General features: G+C 51.9%; 11 protein-coding genes. All 11 read left to right on the top strand.

Features of this window, described 5'->3' with window-relative positions; all coding sequences use genetic code 11:
- The first annotated feature begins 11 nt into the window (after positions 1 to 11).
- The 11 genes from wzc (at position 12) to galE (ending at position 14,852) form a co-directional block, all read left to right on the top strand.
- Positions 12 to 2,192 carry a tyrosine-protein kinase Wzc gene (gene wzc, locus LJN55_RS15235; RefSeq protein ID WP_133841527.1) on the top strand — a complete coding sequence of 727 codons (2,181 nt, stop codon included), beginning with the start codon at positions 12 to 14 and terminating at the stop codon, positions 2,190 to 2,192.
- Positions 2,193 to 2,281: 89 nt separating this feature from the next.
- Positions 2,282 to 3,187 carry a glycosyltransferase family 2 protein gene (locus tag LJN55_RS15230; protein ID WP_133841528.1) on the top strand — a complete coding sequence of 302 codons (906 nt, stop codon included), beginning with the start codon at positions 2,282 to 2,284 and terminating at the stop codon, positions 3,185 to 3,187.
- Between the two features lie 36 nt (positions 3,188 to 3,223).
- Entirely contained in the window at positions 3,224 to 4,348 is a 1,125-nt protein-coding gene (locus tag LJN55_RS15225) for an EpsG family protein (RefSeq protein WP_133841529.1), read from the top strand.
- 330 nt (positions 4,349 to 4,678) lie between these two features.
- The gene (locus LJN55_RS15220) at positions 4,679 to 5,431 is read left to right on the top strand and encodes a glycosyltransferase family 2 protein (protein ID WP_227534790.1); all 753 of its coding nucleotides are present in this window, start codon (positions 4,679 to 4,681) and stop codon (positions 5,429 to 5,431) included.
- A gap of 18 nt (positions 5,432 to 5,449) precedes the next feature.
- Positions 5,450 to 6,484 carry a glycosyltransferase family 4 protein gene (locus LJN55_RS15215; protein WP_133841531.1) on the top strand — a complete coding sequence of 345 codons (1,035 nt, stop codon included), beginning with the start codon at positions 5,450 to 5,452 and terminating at the stop codon, positions 6,482 to 6,484.
- Positions 6,485 to 6,573: 89 nt separating this feature from the next.
- On the top strand, positions 6,574 to 8,787 hold the full coding sequence (locus LJN55_RS15210) for a phage tailspike protein (protein ID WP_227534789.1): 2,214 nt from the start codon (positions 6,574 to 6,576) through the stop codon (positions 8,785 to 8,787).
- Positions 8,788 to 8,931: 144 nt separating this feature from the next.
- Positions 8,932 to 10,182, top strand: a complete 1,251-nt coding sequence (wcaK, locus tag LJN55_RS15205) for a colanic acid biosynthesis pyruvyl transferase WcaK (protein ID WP_227534788.1) — start codon at positions 8,932 to 8,934, stop codon at positions 10,180 to 10,182.
- Positions 10,183 to 10,186: 4 nt separating this feature from the next.
- The gene (locus LJN55_RS15200; RefSeq protein ID WP_227534787.1) at positions 10,187 to 11,410 is read left to right on the top strand and encodes a glycosyltransferase; all 1,224 of its coding nucleotides are present in this window, start codon (positions 10,187 to 10,189) and stop codon (positions 11,408 to 11,410) included.
- Entirely contained in the window at positions 11,407 to 12,747 is a 1,341-nt protein-coding gene (locus tag LJN55_RS15195; RefSeq protein ID WP_227534786.1) for a lipopolysaccharide biosynthesis protein, read from the top strand. Before LJN55_RS15200 ends, LJN55_RS15195 begins: the two co-directional genes overlap by 4 nt.
- A gap of 148 nt (positions 12,748 to 12,895) precedes the next feature.
- Entirely contained in the window at positions 12,896 to 13,792 is an 897-nt protein-coding gene (galF, locus tag LJN55_RS15190) for a UTP--glucose-1-phosphate uridylyltransferase GalF (protein WP_133841536.1), read from the top strand.
- Between the two features lie 46 nt (positions 13,793 to 13,838).
- Positions 13,839 to 14,852: a UDP-glucose 4-epimerase GalE gene (gene galE, locus LJN55_RS15185; protein WP_133841537.1), complete on the top strand. Its 1,014-nt coding sequence runs from the start codon at positions 13,839 to 13,841 to the stop codon at positions 14,850 to 14,852.
- Positions 14,853 to 15,144: the final 292 nt, after the last annotated feature.

Genomic DNA, 15,144 nt, shown 5'->3' with positions numbered 1-15,144 from the left:
TTGGGACTTCCATGAAAATAAAAAGTAAGGCACCGTCAGCGCCTCAAGACGATTCAAACGGGTTCGATCTGGCGCATCTTGTGGGACAGTTCATTGACCATCGCTGGATAATCGTTGCGGTTACGGCGTTATTTATGTTGATGGGCACGCTTTACAGCCTGTTCGCCACGCCGATTTACAGCGCGGATGCCATGGTGCAGGTTGAGCAGAAAAATGCCAACACCGTGTTGAATGACCTGTCGCAGATGATGCCCAATGCACAACCTGCGTCAGCGACTGAAGTGCAAATTGTTACCTCACGTATGGTGCTGGGGAAAACGGTGGCAGATCTCGGCCTTGATGTGCTGGTGCAGGAGGATTATTTCCCGGTGATCGGTAAAGGCCTGTCACGCATGATGGGCAATAAGCCGCAGCAGATAGCCATTTCTCGCTTGAAAGTGCCGGCTATCTGGGATAAACGCCAGCTAACGGTCGAAGTCGATGGGCCGGACAGCTACACCGTCAGCAAAGACGGCGATGAGCTGTTTAAAGGTAAAGTCGGCCAGTTTGAACAGCACGGCGATGTCACCATGCTGGTCAGCGACATTCAGGCAGAAGAAGGCACCAGCTTCACCGTGTCTAAACTGAGTGACCTGCAGGCCATCAAACTGATCTACAACAACCTGACCGTTGCGGATATGGGCAAGGACACCGGCGTGCTGGGCCTGACCTATACCGGTGAAGATCCAGTATTGATCAGCCAGGTGCTGAACCAGGTGATTAATAACTATCTGTATCAGAACGTTGAGCGCAAATCTGAAGAAGCCGAGAAGAGTCTGGCCTTCCTGAAGAACCAGCTGCCTGATGTTCGCAGCAAACTGGATGTCGCAGAAGACAAGCTGAATACCTTCCGTCGCCAGAATGACTCCGTCGATGTGTCGCTGGAAGCGAAGTCTGCGCTCGACTCTTCTGTCAGCATTCAGACACAGCTGAACGAACTGACTTTCCGTGAAGCGGAAGTGTCACAGTTGTTCAAGAAAGATCACCCGACCTACCGCGCCCTGCTGGAAAAACGCGCCACGCTGGAAGGTGAGCAGAAAAAGCTGAACGGCAAAATCAGCCAGATGCCGCAGACTCAGCAGGAAATTGTGCGTTTAACGCGTGATGTGCAGGCAGGGCAGGAAATCTACATGCAACTGCTGAATCGTCAGCAGGAACTGAGCATCAGTAAGGCCAGCACCGTAGGTGATGTTCGCATCATCGACCATGCGGAAACCGCTGGTACGCCGGTCGCACCGAAAAAACTGTTACTGATTCTGGCCAGTCTGGTGGCAGGCCTGGTGGTATCGGTGGGTCTGGTGCTGCTGAAAGCCCTGTTCCATCATGGCATTGATAACCCTGAACAGCTGGAAGAGCTGGGCCTGAGCGTGTATGCCAGCGTACCGCTTTCCGAATGGCAGCGTAAGAAAGATGCCGAAGCACTGGCGAAACGTAACCTGAAAGGTAAAACAGACCCGCACAACACGCTGCTGGCACTGGGCAATCCAACGGATCTCTCCATCGAAGCAATCCGCAGCCTGCGCACCAGCCTGCACTTCGCCATGATGGAAGCGAAAAACAACATTCTGATGATTACCGGTGCCAGCCCGGGAATAGGTAAAACCTTTATCTGTTCTAATCTGGCAACGCTGGTGGCGAAAGCCGGTCAGAAAGTGTTGTTTATCGATGGCGATATGCGTCGCGGTTACACCCATGATTTGCTGGGTGCTGACAGTAAAACGGGTCTGTCGAACATTCTGTCCGGTAAGACACCCTTTACCCCGGATCTGATCCAGCGCGGTGATTACGGTTTTGATTTTATTGCGCGTGGTCAGGTGCCGCCTAACCCGTCTGAGCTACTGATGCACAGCCGCATGAATGAGCTGCTTGACTGGGCCAGTCAGCACTATGACCTGGTGTTAATTGATACCCCACCGATTCTGGCTGTGACCGATGCGTCTATTATCGGCAAGCTGGCGGGAACCTCCCTGATGGTGGCGCGTTTCGAAACCAACACCCTTAAGGAAGTGGAAATCAGCTACAAACGTTTCGCCCAGAACGGTATCGATATTAAAGGGGTGATCCTCAACGCCGTAGTACGTAAGTCAGCTAATGCCTATGGTTACGGCTATGACTATTACGACTACAGCTATAAGCAGGATGCAAAGAGCTAATATCCCTGAGGAACCTTTATACCGAAAGGGTAAAGGTTCCTTTTTTTCTGGTGAGTGTTTGTTTGTAACCGTTTAAAAGGTGCCTGGTAATGAAGGATATTTTCTTTTCGATCGTCATTCCTGCATATAATGCATCCGAATCTATTGTAACCACGCTGGATTGTGTGGCGGCGCAGAGTTACCAGAATTTCGAAGTGATCATCGTTGATGATAAATCGGCTGACGCCGATAAGCTGGCCGAACTGGTGCAGTCAGAGCGTTACCGCCAGCTGAAGATTAATCTGGTGCTGTCGCAGGAAAAACTGAACGGCTCCGGTGCGCGTAACAAAGGTATCGAACTGGCAACGGGCGATTACATCAGCTTCCTTGATGCGGATGATGAGTGGCACAAAGACAAGCTGACTGAGACCCTGAAGCTGATTCATCAGTTGGAAGGGCAGGGCAAGCAGAAGTTCGTGATTTACAGCCAGGTCAATATTATTCAGGATGGGCAGTTCCTGAAGGTGTTGCCATTGCAGCAGGTGGGGCGCCATGAAACCGTGGCCGAGTATCTGTTTGGCTGCTATGGCTTTATCCAGACCAGCACCATTGTGCTGAAACGTGAATACGCGCAGGATATCCGCTTTGATCAGAAGTATATCCGTCACCAGGACTACGACTTCTGCATCCGTGCTGACAAACTCGGCTACGAGTTTGTGATGATTGACCAGCCGCTAGCCAACTACCATCTGGTCACCAAATTTGGTTCTAAACATAAAGGCGAGTCGGTGAAGTATTCCTTCTTCTGGCTCGACAACATGAAGCCGTATCTCACCCGGCGTGATGTTCACACCTATAAAGCGTACAAACTGCCGCTGCGTTATAAGATGGACGGTAAGTCGTTCCAGGCCAGCCTCAGCTTTGCCCGCTACTTTTTCTTAACCAATAAAGATAACCGCACTTACTTCCTCAATCGTGTGAAAGACAAACTTCGGGCAAAACTCGGAGGGAAGTAACGTGAGCAGAAGAATAATAATTGGGTGGGAAACACTATGGCAATATATTGGATAGTCAGTTACAGCATTCTGATTTTATGTTTCTTTGAACTGGCGACGATTAACCAGGCGAATGAGCCAAAAATGAAGCGCGTGACCACCTACTTCTTCTTTATCGCGGTGGTGGCGTTGATTATGTTTGCGGGCTTCAGGGGCCCCAACTCCGGTATTGATGACTGGCAGTATCTGGGTTTCTTCTACGATTTTTCCCGTCAGTCGAGTATCAGTGGTTATGAAACCGTGGCGGATATTTACCGTTACGAAAACCTGTTTATGTTACTGGCATGGATATTGTCGTGGTTCACCCATGAAAGCTACTTTTTCCTGCTGTTCATCAGTTTTATTGCCGTATCAACCAATGCCTGGATTTTTAAGAAGTATTCACCGTTGATCCTCTGTTCGCTGTGCCTTTACTCAGCGCACCTGTTCATCAACAAGGATATGAACCAGATTCGTTTCGGGCTTTCCAGCGCCTTCGCGGTGGCCTGCATCTGTTCGGCCGCCGGGCGTAAATATTTTCTGGCGTTTGTTTTTCTGGCGTTCAGCACCCAGTCACACTCAACCGGCTATGCGGTACTGATGGTGTTACCGTTCCTGTTCCTGCGTGAGCGTAAATACTTTGGTATTGCGATGGTACTGGCGGCGATCCCGCTGGGGCTGATCGGCGGGAAAAAGCTGTTCCTGGACTCACTGGGGATTGTTCCGGTGATCGGGGACCGAGCGATGGGCTATAGCGGGACGGTATTTGATGCCGCCTCACCGGTCTTTGGTCTGGCGAACTTAAAAAACATCGCCTTTATTGCCTTCTTTACCGTGGTTTATTTTAACCGTCCGATTAAAGAAGAAGACCGTATTGCCTACATTCTGTTTATCGCTTACTCGGCCGGTGCCGCCGTGCGTATCATTTTCTCGGACTTCTCCATTATCGGTGGACGAGTCGGGAACCTGTTCCTGCACTGTGAACCGTTATTGCTGGCGTTTTTGATGATGCGTATCCGTCACACGCTGCTTAACTTTGGGCTGCTGTTTGCCATGACCTCTTATTATCTGGCGTACAACACCATTCTGTCAGTGCAGTCCATCAATGGTTACAGCATTGCACCGTTATTCCGTCTTTTTTAACGCCAGCGGGCGAGGCGTGCCTCGCCCCTGCGTTTCCCCAAATATATTTCGTAGGGGTCAGGCATACCTGGTCCGTAATCTTCGACAGATGTATTTCGTAGGGGGCAGGCCTGCCTGGTCCGTAATCTTCGACAGATATATTTCGTAGGGGTCAGGCCTGCCTGGTCCGTAATCTTCGACAGATGTATTTCGTAGGGGGCAGGCCTGCCTGGTCCGTAATCTTCGACAGATATATTTCGTAGGGGTCAGGCCTGCCTGGTCCGTAATCTTCGACAGATATATTTCGTAGGGGTCAGGCATGCCTGACCCGTAATAAAAATAGGGTATCAGATGAATAATCAAATCGGCACGGTAGGGATTATTATCCCGATGTACAATGCGCGCGCGACCGTTTTGCGTGCGGTGCAGTCGGTGATTGATCAAACGTATACCGACTGGCGGATCTATCTGATTAATGATAAATCCACCGATGACTCACTGGAATTTGTGCAGCAGCATTGTACTGACCCGCGGATTACTCTTCTCAGCAATGACGTCAACCTCGGTGCAGCAGAAACACGCAACGTGGGATTAAAAGCCGCGACGGAGCCGTTTATTGCCTTCCTCGACAGTGACGATGAGTGGGCCAGCGATAAGCTGATGTTGCAAACCGCCTGCCTGGCGGCCGGTGATGACCTGGTGATCAGTCATTATCACTATCAGTCACGCACGAAATCCTACGAGGTCCGTTACGGTAACCCTGTGTTGCTGAAGGATAAATTCGTTAAAAAGCAGTTCCGTATCTGCTTCTCTTCTGTCTGCTATCGTCGCCCGGCGCGTCAGGTGCTGTTTAAGAAGAAAGGGCATGAAGACTTTCTCTTCCTCTATGAGCTGTTCGAGCAGTACAAGCAGGCGCGGGTGATTGATAAAAATCTGGTGACCTATTATGAAATGGGGGACTCCCTGTCGCGTAATAAAAATAAAGCAGCGAAATGGCACCTCGATTTACTCAAGTACATTTATAAAAATAACCCGCTGAAGGTTTATTACTACTACGTCTGGTACATGGTTAATGGCGTGTTGTTTACCTTAAAACATCGCTGATCTGAGGTGGCTGAAATAATGAAAAGAATCGTACTGGTCATCAAGGATGCGTATTCCTATGCCGGAACTGAGAATATCTGTAACTTCATGTCAGAGTGCTTCGGTGAGCAGCATGAGGTGACCATCTATTCACTGGAAGGGTCGGGAGAACCGTTTTATCCTTTCAGCCAGGTACAGCAGATCGTCAGCTTCGCTGGCGAAAAAAATCCGCTTAAGGCCGCCGTGAAGCAGATTCAGCAGCAGCAGTTTGACGCGGTGTTTCTGATCAGCATGGGGCGCCTGAGCGTGATGTTTGCGCTCTACAGCATGATGACCCTCAAAAAGAAAACCGCCCGCGTCTATGCCTGTGAACATGTGGCGATTAACTCCTTCAGTAAACCGATCAAACTCCTCAAGTACCTGATGCTGCGTTATTACGACCGCGTGATCGTACTGACCGATAAAGATCATCAGGTGTTCAACGGCTGGAATATCGCCAGCAAAACCATCCCCAACCCTGTGGTGTACAAAAATCTTCAGCGCACAACGCGGCACTATCAGGCGCTTGCGGTCGGACGTCTGGATCATCAAAAAGGTTTCGACCTGTTGCTGGATGTCTGGCAGGGCTTTGTTGCCAGCAATCCTGACTGGACGCTGGTGATTGCCGGTGACGGTGAGCTGAAAGATGAACTGATCGCGCAGGCAGCAAAGCTGAACATCAGCGACAGCGTTAATTTCGTTGGCCGGGTGAGTAATATCAACGACTACTACCGCGACAGCGATATGGCGCTGATGACGTCGCGCTATGAAGGTCTGCCATTGGTGTTGCTGGAAGCCAAGTCCTGGTCACTGCCTGTTGTCGCGTACGATTGCCCGACCGGGCCGCAGGAAATTATTAATCATCAGCAGGATGGTTTCCTGGTGGCGATGAACGACAAAGCCCATTTCATTGCCAGTATGAACCAGCTTGCTCATGACGATGACCTGTTCTATGCGATGAGCGCCAGTACCCAAACCACGGCCCTTAAATTTGACGGCCGCGTGATTAAAGAGAGCTGGCTGTCCCTGGTGTAAGGGCGGTTCAGGTTCCAATTGAGTATCTCTGGACATCCGTTTCCTGCCTGCTTTGCAGGCTCCAAAAAATTGACCATGGGATAACACCAATGAAAAGAAGAGAATTACTCACGGCGTTCTCGTCGATTCTTGCCGGACTCTCTGTCAGCTCTATTTCCAGTGCGGCGGCGAAAAGCGATCCCTCTCTGGCGTTAAAAGGGATTACACCCGGTGAGCTGCCGAAAGGCGATGTGCCGATTCTGACGCCAGAGAATGTCTACACCATGCCAGACCAGTTCTGGAAGAATTTCAACGGTAAACTGTTTATCGGTAAAGCGGGTACGGACCCGACCCAATCCGGAAATCTGATTAACCTCTATCTGCGCGATGCCTCTGGCAAACTGTCACAGGTACAGCAGCCCGTTGCCTTGAATAAGGGCAACTTTGAGCAGTTTATCGCTGACAATGCAGCACTGATTGCCGATCCTTCGCACTCTATGGCGGTGGTCGATGATGCCGGAAATACGCTGTTTAATATTCCGGATGTAACCCGTGGCGCGAATAATTTCAGCCAGCGTCTGGCGCAACCTGCCGGATATCAGCTGATTGGTGAAATTCCTTCGGTTGACGATCTGCGTAAAACGCGCCCGCTGTTTAGTGGCGCAAAAATTAAGCTGAAAAGCTGGCATGAGGGGCTGGAAGTGGGCGGCGGCGAGTTCGTTGGCACACTGGAAGCCGCCAAAGACGACGGAGGGGTAACGATCTCCTCCGGTGCGGATTACCACTGGCGCCGCGTGGTGGAGGACTTTAACCGTCTGACGCTGTTTGACTTCGGTGCGATTGCCGATGGTAAAACCGACAGCGCCCCGGCGATCAAAGCGATGTATCAGTGGGCGCAGGATGCGAACCAGCAGATCTGTCTGCAATTCCCGGCGGGCACCTTCTTCGTCAGCGCCTGTGACTTCTCGCAGCAGCAGACGCGTTTCTTCCGCGTCTCCGGTGCGATGGTGAACTTCGGCTATTTCCCGGCCACCACCATTGTCTCCAACGGCGATTCTGACTTCGTCTTCAAGGTCAACACCCGCTGGGTGGAAGTCAGCAACCTACAATTTAACGGGCGCACCGACACCCAGCCGAACAAGCAGGGCTTCTTCGATAACCAATGCGAAGGCGGCCAGTATTTCCGTGGCGCCTGCCTGCGGTTTGTCCGCGTTGGCGGCACGGCGATCAGCCTGATGGATACCCTCGACTGCAAAATTGATCAGTGGTATGCGCTGCGCTGTAGCGGCGACGTGATCAAGTCTGTCTGGTCCAATGCACCTAAGGGTAAGTGGGATCACAGCACGGCCATCGAGCTGTCTAACTTTAATGCCCAATACTGCACCGACGGTAAGGTGCTGAACCTGCAACGCTGCGGTCAGTCGCTGATCCACAACGGCTGGATTGAACACACCGAATTCCCCGGTGATATCTCGAACGGGCAGTGGATCATTGATGCGCTGAGCCTGGAAACCTGTAAAAACCCGCTGATTGCGCACAACTCGCGTCTCAATATGCGTCAGACCAATCTTCAGGCCGGTAGCTGGATTGATAATTCGCTGGCGGAAGGCGAGTGGCTGGGCGCCTGGGAACGCGGTTCCACGCGCGTGGAGTCTTACGGCGTGGCGGTTGATGGCAGTATGAAATACAACTATCTGACCTCACGGTTCCGCATCGAAAACAACAGCGACCAGCAGAAGTGGGTGGAGCTGGGCAATATCTATACCCCGGATGTCGGCGATGCCTGGGAGATTGAAATCTTCGGCCAGTCCTCCTTCAGCAACGGCAGCGGCAATGCGCCGCTCAACAAAGTGGTGGGGGACAAAACCACCGGCGGAAGGGCGATTGTCAGCCTGCAACGGAAAACCCACAAGTTTGAAGCATCCTGGCATGCCGAAGGGGCCAGCCCGGTGCTTGATGTGATGATTGTGACGCCGCACGACACCGATGTGCGGGTGTTTGTCAAAATCGATGGCTGGGTCGCGTCGGCCGGTGTGTTGATCAAAACCACCGCAAAAGACCGCTTTAAGACCGGCCGCTGCGCACGTTTCGACAGCAAAATGGCATTTGGCAACGCCCCCTCGGGCAAGGATGTCAGCCGCGCAAGTCAGCGTTTCAGCTTGCATAACGGCAAGGCCGGAATCGGCGCGAATGAGGCGGGTGATTTGCTGATGGCTTCCCGTCCACTCACCGCCGACCAGGTCAATACGGATCACCCGGAAGGCTTTGTTTCTATCGTGCTGAATGGCCGCCAGGTCGCCATCCCGTACTTTTCACTGAAATAAGTGTCGGTTTTCCGTTAAGACCAGGCAATTTCAGAGTTATCAGGCTGTTTTTCCTCGGGCAGGACAGGCAGCCTGTTTTAAACGATTCAGCTGCATTGATGGGCGTTAGCCTGTAAAAATTACAAAAATTTTTCTGGAGTAGTTATGAAGATTTTATTAGTTGGCAATCATACATGTGGAAATCGTGGTGATGGCGCTATTTTACGCGGGATTATTGATTCGTTGAATCTGGCAAGGAACGATATTGATATTGATGTTATTAGCCGTTATCCAACCAGTTCTGGTTACCTGCTCCAGCAAGACATTCTGCCTGATGCGCTCTTTTTGCAGACCAAAAAGGGCAAAAACAAGATCGTCGACAAGATCAAACGCCGCCTGATGCCAAAAATCATGATGGCGCACATCGCGAATAAGGGTGTGTTCAAGCTGTTTCCGGTGCCGCAGTATTTACAGGAATTCAGCGACAACCTGAAGCAGTACGATGCGATTATCCAGGTCGGCGGTTCGTTCTTTGTGGATCTGTATGGTCCGTTGCAGTTTGAGCACTCACTGTGTGCACTGCTGGCGAAGAAACCGATCCATATGATCGGTCACAGCGTGGGGCCGTTCCAGAAGCCACGTTTCAATGAAATTGCGAACTTCGTGTTCGACCGCGTCGATAGTCTGGTGCTGCGTGAAAGCGTCAGCCTGGAGATGATGAAGCAGGGCGGTATCACCACCGGGAAAGTGGTAAAAGGTGCTGATACCGCCTTCCTGGTCCGCGCACGTGAGGTGGAAGAACCGGGTCATAACCTGGTGCACTGGCAGCAGGTCATTGGCCAGCAAAAAACGATTGCCATTACCGTGCGTGAACTGGCACCTTTCGACAAGCGCCTTGGGGTGACCCAGCAGCAGTACGAAGCGGCGTTTGGCCGGGTGATCAACGCGATGATTGCGCGTGGCTATCAGGTGGTCGCCTTCTCCACCTGTACCGGCATCGACAGCTACAACAAAGATGACCGTATGGTGGCGATGACACTGAGCGATCATATTGAACAGAAAGATAAATATCACGTAATCATGGATGAATTTAACGACCTTGAGCTGGGTATCCTGCTGGGTCAGTGCCATCTCACGATTGGCACCCGTTTACACTCCGCGATTATCTCAATGAACTTTGGGACGCCAGCGGTGGCGATTAACTACGAGCACAAATCTCTGGGCGTGATGAACCAACTTGGGCTGCCAGACATGGCCAGCGATGTGAAGAGTCTGATGGACGGCAGCATTATCACGCGGGTGAATAATGTGCTGGATAACTATGAGGCGGTGAAGCAGCAGGTTGATACGGCTGTGGAACAGGAACGGATCCTGGGTAACCGTATCACTGACGACGTGGTCAAACGCTTAGGGTGAACCAATGAAACTGACATTTTTCACGATGCGATTTCCGGTTTCCTCGGAAACCTTCGTACTGAACCAGGTGACGCATTTTATTGATATCGGCTACGACGTTGAGATCATTTCGGTGTTTCCGGGCGACCTGGTGAATCGACACGGTGCGTTTGACCGTTATCAACTGGCAGAGAAGACCCACTATCTGCTGCCAGAAGAGAAGGTCAGTAATGCGGATAAACTGAAACAGCGTCTGCAAATTGTGCTGCCAAAAATTCTCAATACCGCCACATTAAAATCCTTCAATATCGGGCGCTACGGCGCCCAGTCCAGCAAGCTGCTGCTGCCGGCGATTGTGGCCGCCAACAAAACCCCTTTCGTTGCCGATGTGTTTTTAGTGCACTTCGGTTATGCCGGGGCGCTCGCCAATAAACTGCGTGAACTGAATGTTCTGCAGGGCAAGCAGGCCACCGTCTTCCACGGTGCCGATATTTCCCGCCGCCATATCCTCGATGAGCATAAAGATGACTATGCACGCCTGTTTACCCAGACCGAGCTGCTGCTGCCTATCAGCCACCTGTGGGAGAACAAGCTGATTAGCATGGGCTGCCCGGCAGAGAAGATTCATGTGACCCGCATGGGCATCGAGCCGGAGAAATTTAATCTCAAAATCAGGGATTCTCTCCATCAGCCGCTACGCATTCTTTCCGTGGCGCGCCTCACCGAGAAGAAAGGGCTGGGTGTGGCAATTGATGCCTGCAAAATCCTCAAAGCGCAGGGCGGACAGTTTGAATACACCATTGTCGGCAACGGCGACCTCGAAGAGGAACTGCGTGCCACCATCGCGGCGGCCGATCTGGCTGACTGCGTGAAAATGGTCGGCTTTAAGCCGCAGGAAGAGATCAAACGCTATCTCGATGAAGCCGATATCTTCCTGCTTCCGTCGCTGACTGCGGCGGATGGTGACATGGAAGGGATTCCCGTGGCGCTGATGGAAGCGATGGCTGTCGGGCTACCGGTGGTGTCCAGCGAGCACAGTGGTATCCCTGAGCTGATTGAACACAATGTGTCCGGCTGGCTGGCACCGGAAGGCGATGCCGCAGCACTGGCTGCCATTCTGCTGAAACTGTCACAGGGTGAGGCCGATATCGCACCGGTGGTGGTGGCCGCACGCCACAAGGTAGAAACCGAATTTAACCAGCATATCGCCTACCGCGAACTGGCAGAGATTCTGGAGCAATTAGCGTGAGTAGTTTAAAAAATCAGGCCGTATGGCTGTTTGGCGGTACCTGTTTCGCCGCCGTGTTACAGGTGGTGCAGCTTGGGGTGCTGGCGCGTAAGCTGGAGACCCACGAGCTGGGTATTCTGGCGATTATTAACGCCATTCTGGCCGTGGCGATGGTGTTGCAGGATATGGGGATGAGCAGCTACATCGTGCATCGCCAGAACATCACCCGCAAGGAGCAGAGCACCATCTACTGGGTGAACGTTTTACTCAGTCTGCTGACCGGATTGCTGTTGATCGCCATTGCCTGGCCGATCGCGCATTTCTACCACATTCCGGAACTCACCGGGCTGATCATGCTAACCAGCATTAACTTCCTGGTACTGGGATCGCTGTCGCAGTATCAGGCCCATTTCGTTAAAGCCAAACGCATGGTATTGCTGGCGAAGATCGAAATGGTCACCAAGTTTCTTGCCTTTGCACTGACGGTGGGGCTGCTTTACTACTCGCCGCTCAATGTCTCTGCGGTGATCCTCGGCCTGTTTGCCAATGCCGCGATGCGTATTCTGTGCATGATTTGGTTTGGTGAAAAGTCCTGGCGGCCGACCTTCGAGTTTGATAAATCGACGTTCTTCAGCTCGATGAAGTACGGTGTGTATCAGCTGGGATCACAGACGATTAACCAGTTACGTACTCAGGCCGACTCCCTGATCGTCGGTAAAGTGATGGGCGCTGAAATGCTCGGGGTATACTCACTGGCGAAAGAGCTGGTGCTGCAACCGCTGAAACTGGTGACGCCGGTGATTAATCGCCTGGCACTACCCCGCTTTGCTGAGAAACAACACGAACCTGCGCAGTTGCAGAAGTTGTTCCTGAAAGGCACCTTCATGATCATGCTGTTCAGCAGCCTGATGTATCTGGCGATTGGTATCCTCTCCCCGGTGGTGGTGCGCGTGCTTTACGGCCCGGCACACGAGGCGGTTGGTCATTTGATCCCACTGATGCTGCTGTTCGGTATGCTGCGTCCGATGGGCGGGCTGACCGGCGCGATATCTCAGGCTAACGGCCGTACCAACGTCGAGTTCTGGTGGAATGTGGTGGCAAGCATCATCGTGGTGCTGGTACTGGCAACCACCTGGATCTGGCCGAACGTCTGGTATGTGGCGCTGACGCTGTCGATTTCTCAGGTTCTCATCTCTGCCTTTGCCCATCCGTTCTTTATCAAACCGGTGATTGGCATTCCATTTATCCCCTATGCTCGTCAGTGGATGTCGGTGGCGGTGGTGTTTGTCGGGATCATGGCGTTGGTGAGTTATTTCAATCTGTTTATCAGGCCGGAATGGTTCACTCACTGGCTGTAACCCGGTAATAAATATAAGGTCACCGTGATGGTGGCCTTTTTTATTGCTGGCCCTGGCTGCTTATTTTTCAGATTAAGATTATACTTGTGAATCATCTCTTTAATGCATAATCAATGGACGTTTTTTACTTCATTTATATGGAAACACTATGACCAAGCTTAAAGCAGTTATCCCGGTTGCGGGTCTCGGTATGCATATGCTCCCTGCTACAAAAGCCATTCCTAAAGAGATGTTGCCTGTTGTCGACAAGCCGATGATTCAGTACATCATCGACGAGTGCGTGGCAGCGGGTATCAAGGAAATTGTCCTGGTCACTCATGCATCCAAGAATGCGGTTGAAAACCACTTTGATACGTCCTATGAGCTTGAAGCCCTGCTTGAAGCGCGTGTGAAACGTCAGCTCCTGAGTGAAGTGCAGTCTATCTGCCCGCCGGGTGTGACGATCATGAACGTGCGTCAGCCACAGCCGCTGGGCCTGGCAAACTCCCTGTTATGTGCCCGCCCGATGCTGCATGATGATGCCTTCGTGGTGGTCCTGCCGGACGTATTGCTGGATAACGCCAGTGCCGATCCGCTGCGTTACAACCTTGCCGCGATGGTGGCACGCTTTGAAGAGACTGGCCGTAGCCAGGTACTCGCCCATCATATGCCTGACGTGGATTTGTCTGAATACTCCGTGATCACTACCGAGGAGCCACTGGACTTCCCAGGCAAAGTCAGTTCTATTGTCGAATTCGTGGAAAAACCAGAGCAACCACAGACCCTGAATTCTGACCTGGCTGCCGTTGGCCGCTATGTATTGTCTGCGGACATCTGGCCAGAACTGGAAAACCTTGAGCCGGGTGCCTGGGGCCGCTATCAGCTGACCGATGCGATTGCCAACCTGAACAAAAAACAGCCGGTTGATGCACACCTGCTGAGTGGCGACAGCTTCGACTGCGGTCGTAAACTGGGCTATATGAAAGCGTTTGTGACCTGGGGCCTGCGTAACCACGCTCAGGGCCGCGAGTTCCGTGAAGAAATTCAAAAAATTCTGGCGAAGTAATCTTATTTGATTATGGCCGCGCCGGGCGTGGTCTGAAGGAGTCAACATGGCAATTTTAGTAACGGGCGGGGCGGGCTACATCGGTTCCCATACCGTGTTATCGCTGCTGCAACGTGGTGATGATGTTGTCGTACTGGATAACCTGAGCAATGCCTCACGCGAATCGATTAACCGCGTAGAGAAGCTGACGGGTAAAACGGCCACCTTCTGCGAAGGGGATATCCTCGACCGTGCGTGCCTGCGCGATATTTTTGCCAGTAACCGCATCGATGCCGTGATTCACTTTGCCGGCCTGAAAGCCGTGGGCGAATCCACCCGCAAACCACTGGAGTACTACCAGAATAACGTTACCGGTACGCTGGTGCTGTTGGAAGAGATGCGTGCTGCGGGTGTTAATCAGTTTATCTTCAGCTCTTCTGCTACCGTCTACGGTGCTGATGCGCCGGTTCCTTATGTGGAAACCACGCCAATTGGCGGCACAACCAGCCCGTATGGCACCTCAAAGCTGATGGTTGAGCAGATTCTGCGTGACTATGCCAAAGCGAACCCGGAATTCAAAACCATCGCGCTGCGTTATTTCAACCCGGTGGGGGCGCATGAGTCTGGCCAGATCGGCGAAGACCCGAACGGCATCCCGAACAACCTGCTGCCGTACATTGCTCAGGTGGCCATTGGCCGTCTGGAAAAGCTGGGCATCTTTGGCGGAGATTACCCAACGAAAGATGGCACCGGCGAACGCGACTACATTCACGTGATGGATCTGGCTGAAGGCCATCTTAAAGCGCTGGACCATATTGCTGCGGTTGATGGCTATAAAGCTTACAACCTCGGTGCCGGGGTAGGGTACTCGGTGCTGGAGATGGTGAAAGCCTTTGAGAAAGCCGCAGGTAAGCCTGTGCCTTACCAGATCTCACCGCGCCGTGATGGCGATCTTCCTGCGTTCTGGGCGGATGCCTCGCTGGCGGACAAAGAGCTGGACTGGCGTGTGTCACGCGGTATCGATGAGATGATGCGTGATACGTGGAACTGGCAGTCGAAGAATCCTAATGGGTATCGTTGAATAAAACGGGAAATCCTTTTATGTATAAAACTCCCTTATCTGGGAGTTTTTTTGTTTGTGAGGGATGGCAATGGTATATTTTAACCCTCTATCTTAACGATAGTTACTGAGGGCGGAGCGTGTGGGTGAGATCACAAAATAGTATGAGTTAGAAAATAACCTATCAGTGTTGCTTAATTGTTCATTTAATGTCGAAAGCGTTAAACCCACAAAAAAAGTAAAGATTAGGCTTGTATGGTCCAGTGCTTAGTATAAAAATTGTTGCTGGATTTTGTGACACTTAATGTCTGAT

Source organism: Erwinia rhapontici, from assembly GCF_020683125.1.
In the GTDB taxonomy this organism is placed as follows: domain Bacteria; phylum Pseudomonadota; class Gammaproteobacteria; order Enterobacterales; family Enterobacteriaceae; genus Erwinia; species Erwinia rhapontici.
The sequence above is the reverse complement of the archived record's forward strand: the minus strand, read 5'-3'. Positions and strand labels throughout refer to the sequence as shown.

What these genes read in the sequence shown, in the direction of transcription:
- LJN55_RS15200 (WP_227534787.1), top strand. Translation starts at nt 10,187, where the DNA reads ATGAAACTGACATTTTTCACGATGCGATTTCCGGTTTCCTCGGAAACC.
- wcaK (WP_227534788.1), top strand. Translation starts at nt 8,932, where the DNA reads ATGAAGATTTTATTAGTTGGCAATCATACATGTGGAAATCGTGGTGAT.
- galF (WP_133841536.1), top strand. Translation starts at nt 12,896, where the DNA reads ATGACCAAGCTTAAAGCAGTTATCCCGGTTGCGGGTCTCGGTATGCAT.
- LJN55_RS15225 (WP_133841529.1), top strand. Translation starts at nt 3,224, where the DNA reads ATGGCAATATATTGGATAGTCAGTTACAGCATTCTGATTTTATGTTTC.
- LJN55_RS15210 (WP_227534789.1), top strand. Translation starts at nt 6,574, where the DNA reads ATGAAAAGAAGAGAATTACTCACGGCGTTCTCGTCGATTCTTGCCGGA.
- LJN55_RS15220 (WP_227534790.1), top strand. Translation starts at nt 4,679, where the DNA reads ATGAATAATCAAATCGGCACGGTAGGGATTATTATCCCGATGTACAAT.
- wzc (WP_133841527.1), top strand. Translation starts at nt 12, where the DNA reads ATGAAAATAAAAAGTAAGGCACCGTCAGCGCCTCAAGACGATTCAAAC.
- galE (WP_133841537.1), top strand. Translation starts at nt 13,839, where the DNA reads ATGGCAATTTTAGTAACGGGCGGGGCGGGCTACATCGGTTCCCATACC.
- LJN55_RS15215 (WP_133841531.1), top strand. Translation starts at nt 5,450, where the DNA reads ATGAAAAGAATCGTACTGGTCATCAAGGATGCGTATTCCTATGCCGGA.
- LJN55_RS15230 (WP_133841528.1), top strand. Translation starts at nt 2,282, where the DNA reads ATGAAGGATATTTTCTTTTCGATCGTCATTCCTGCATATAATGCATCC.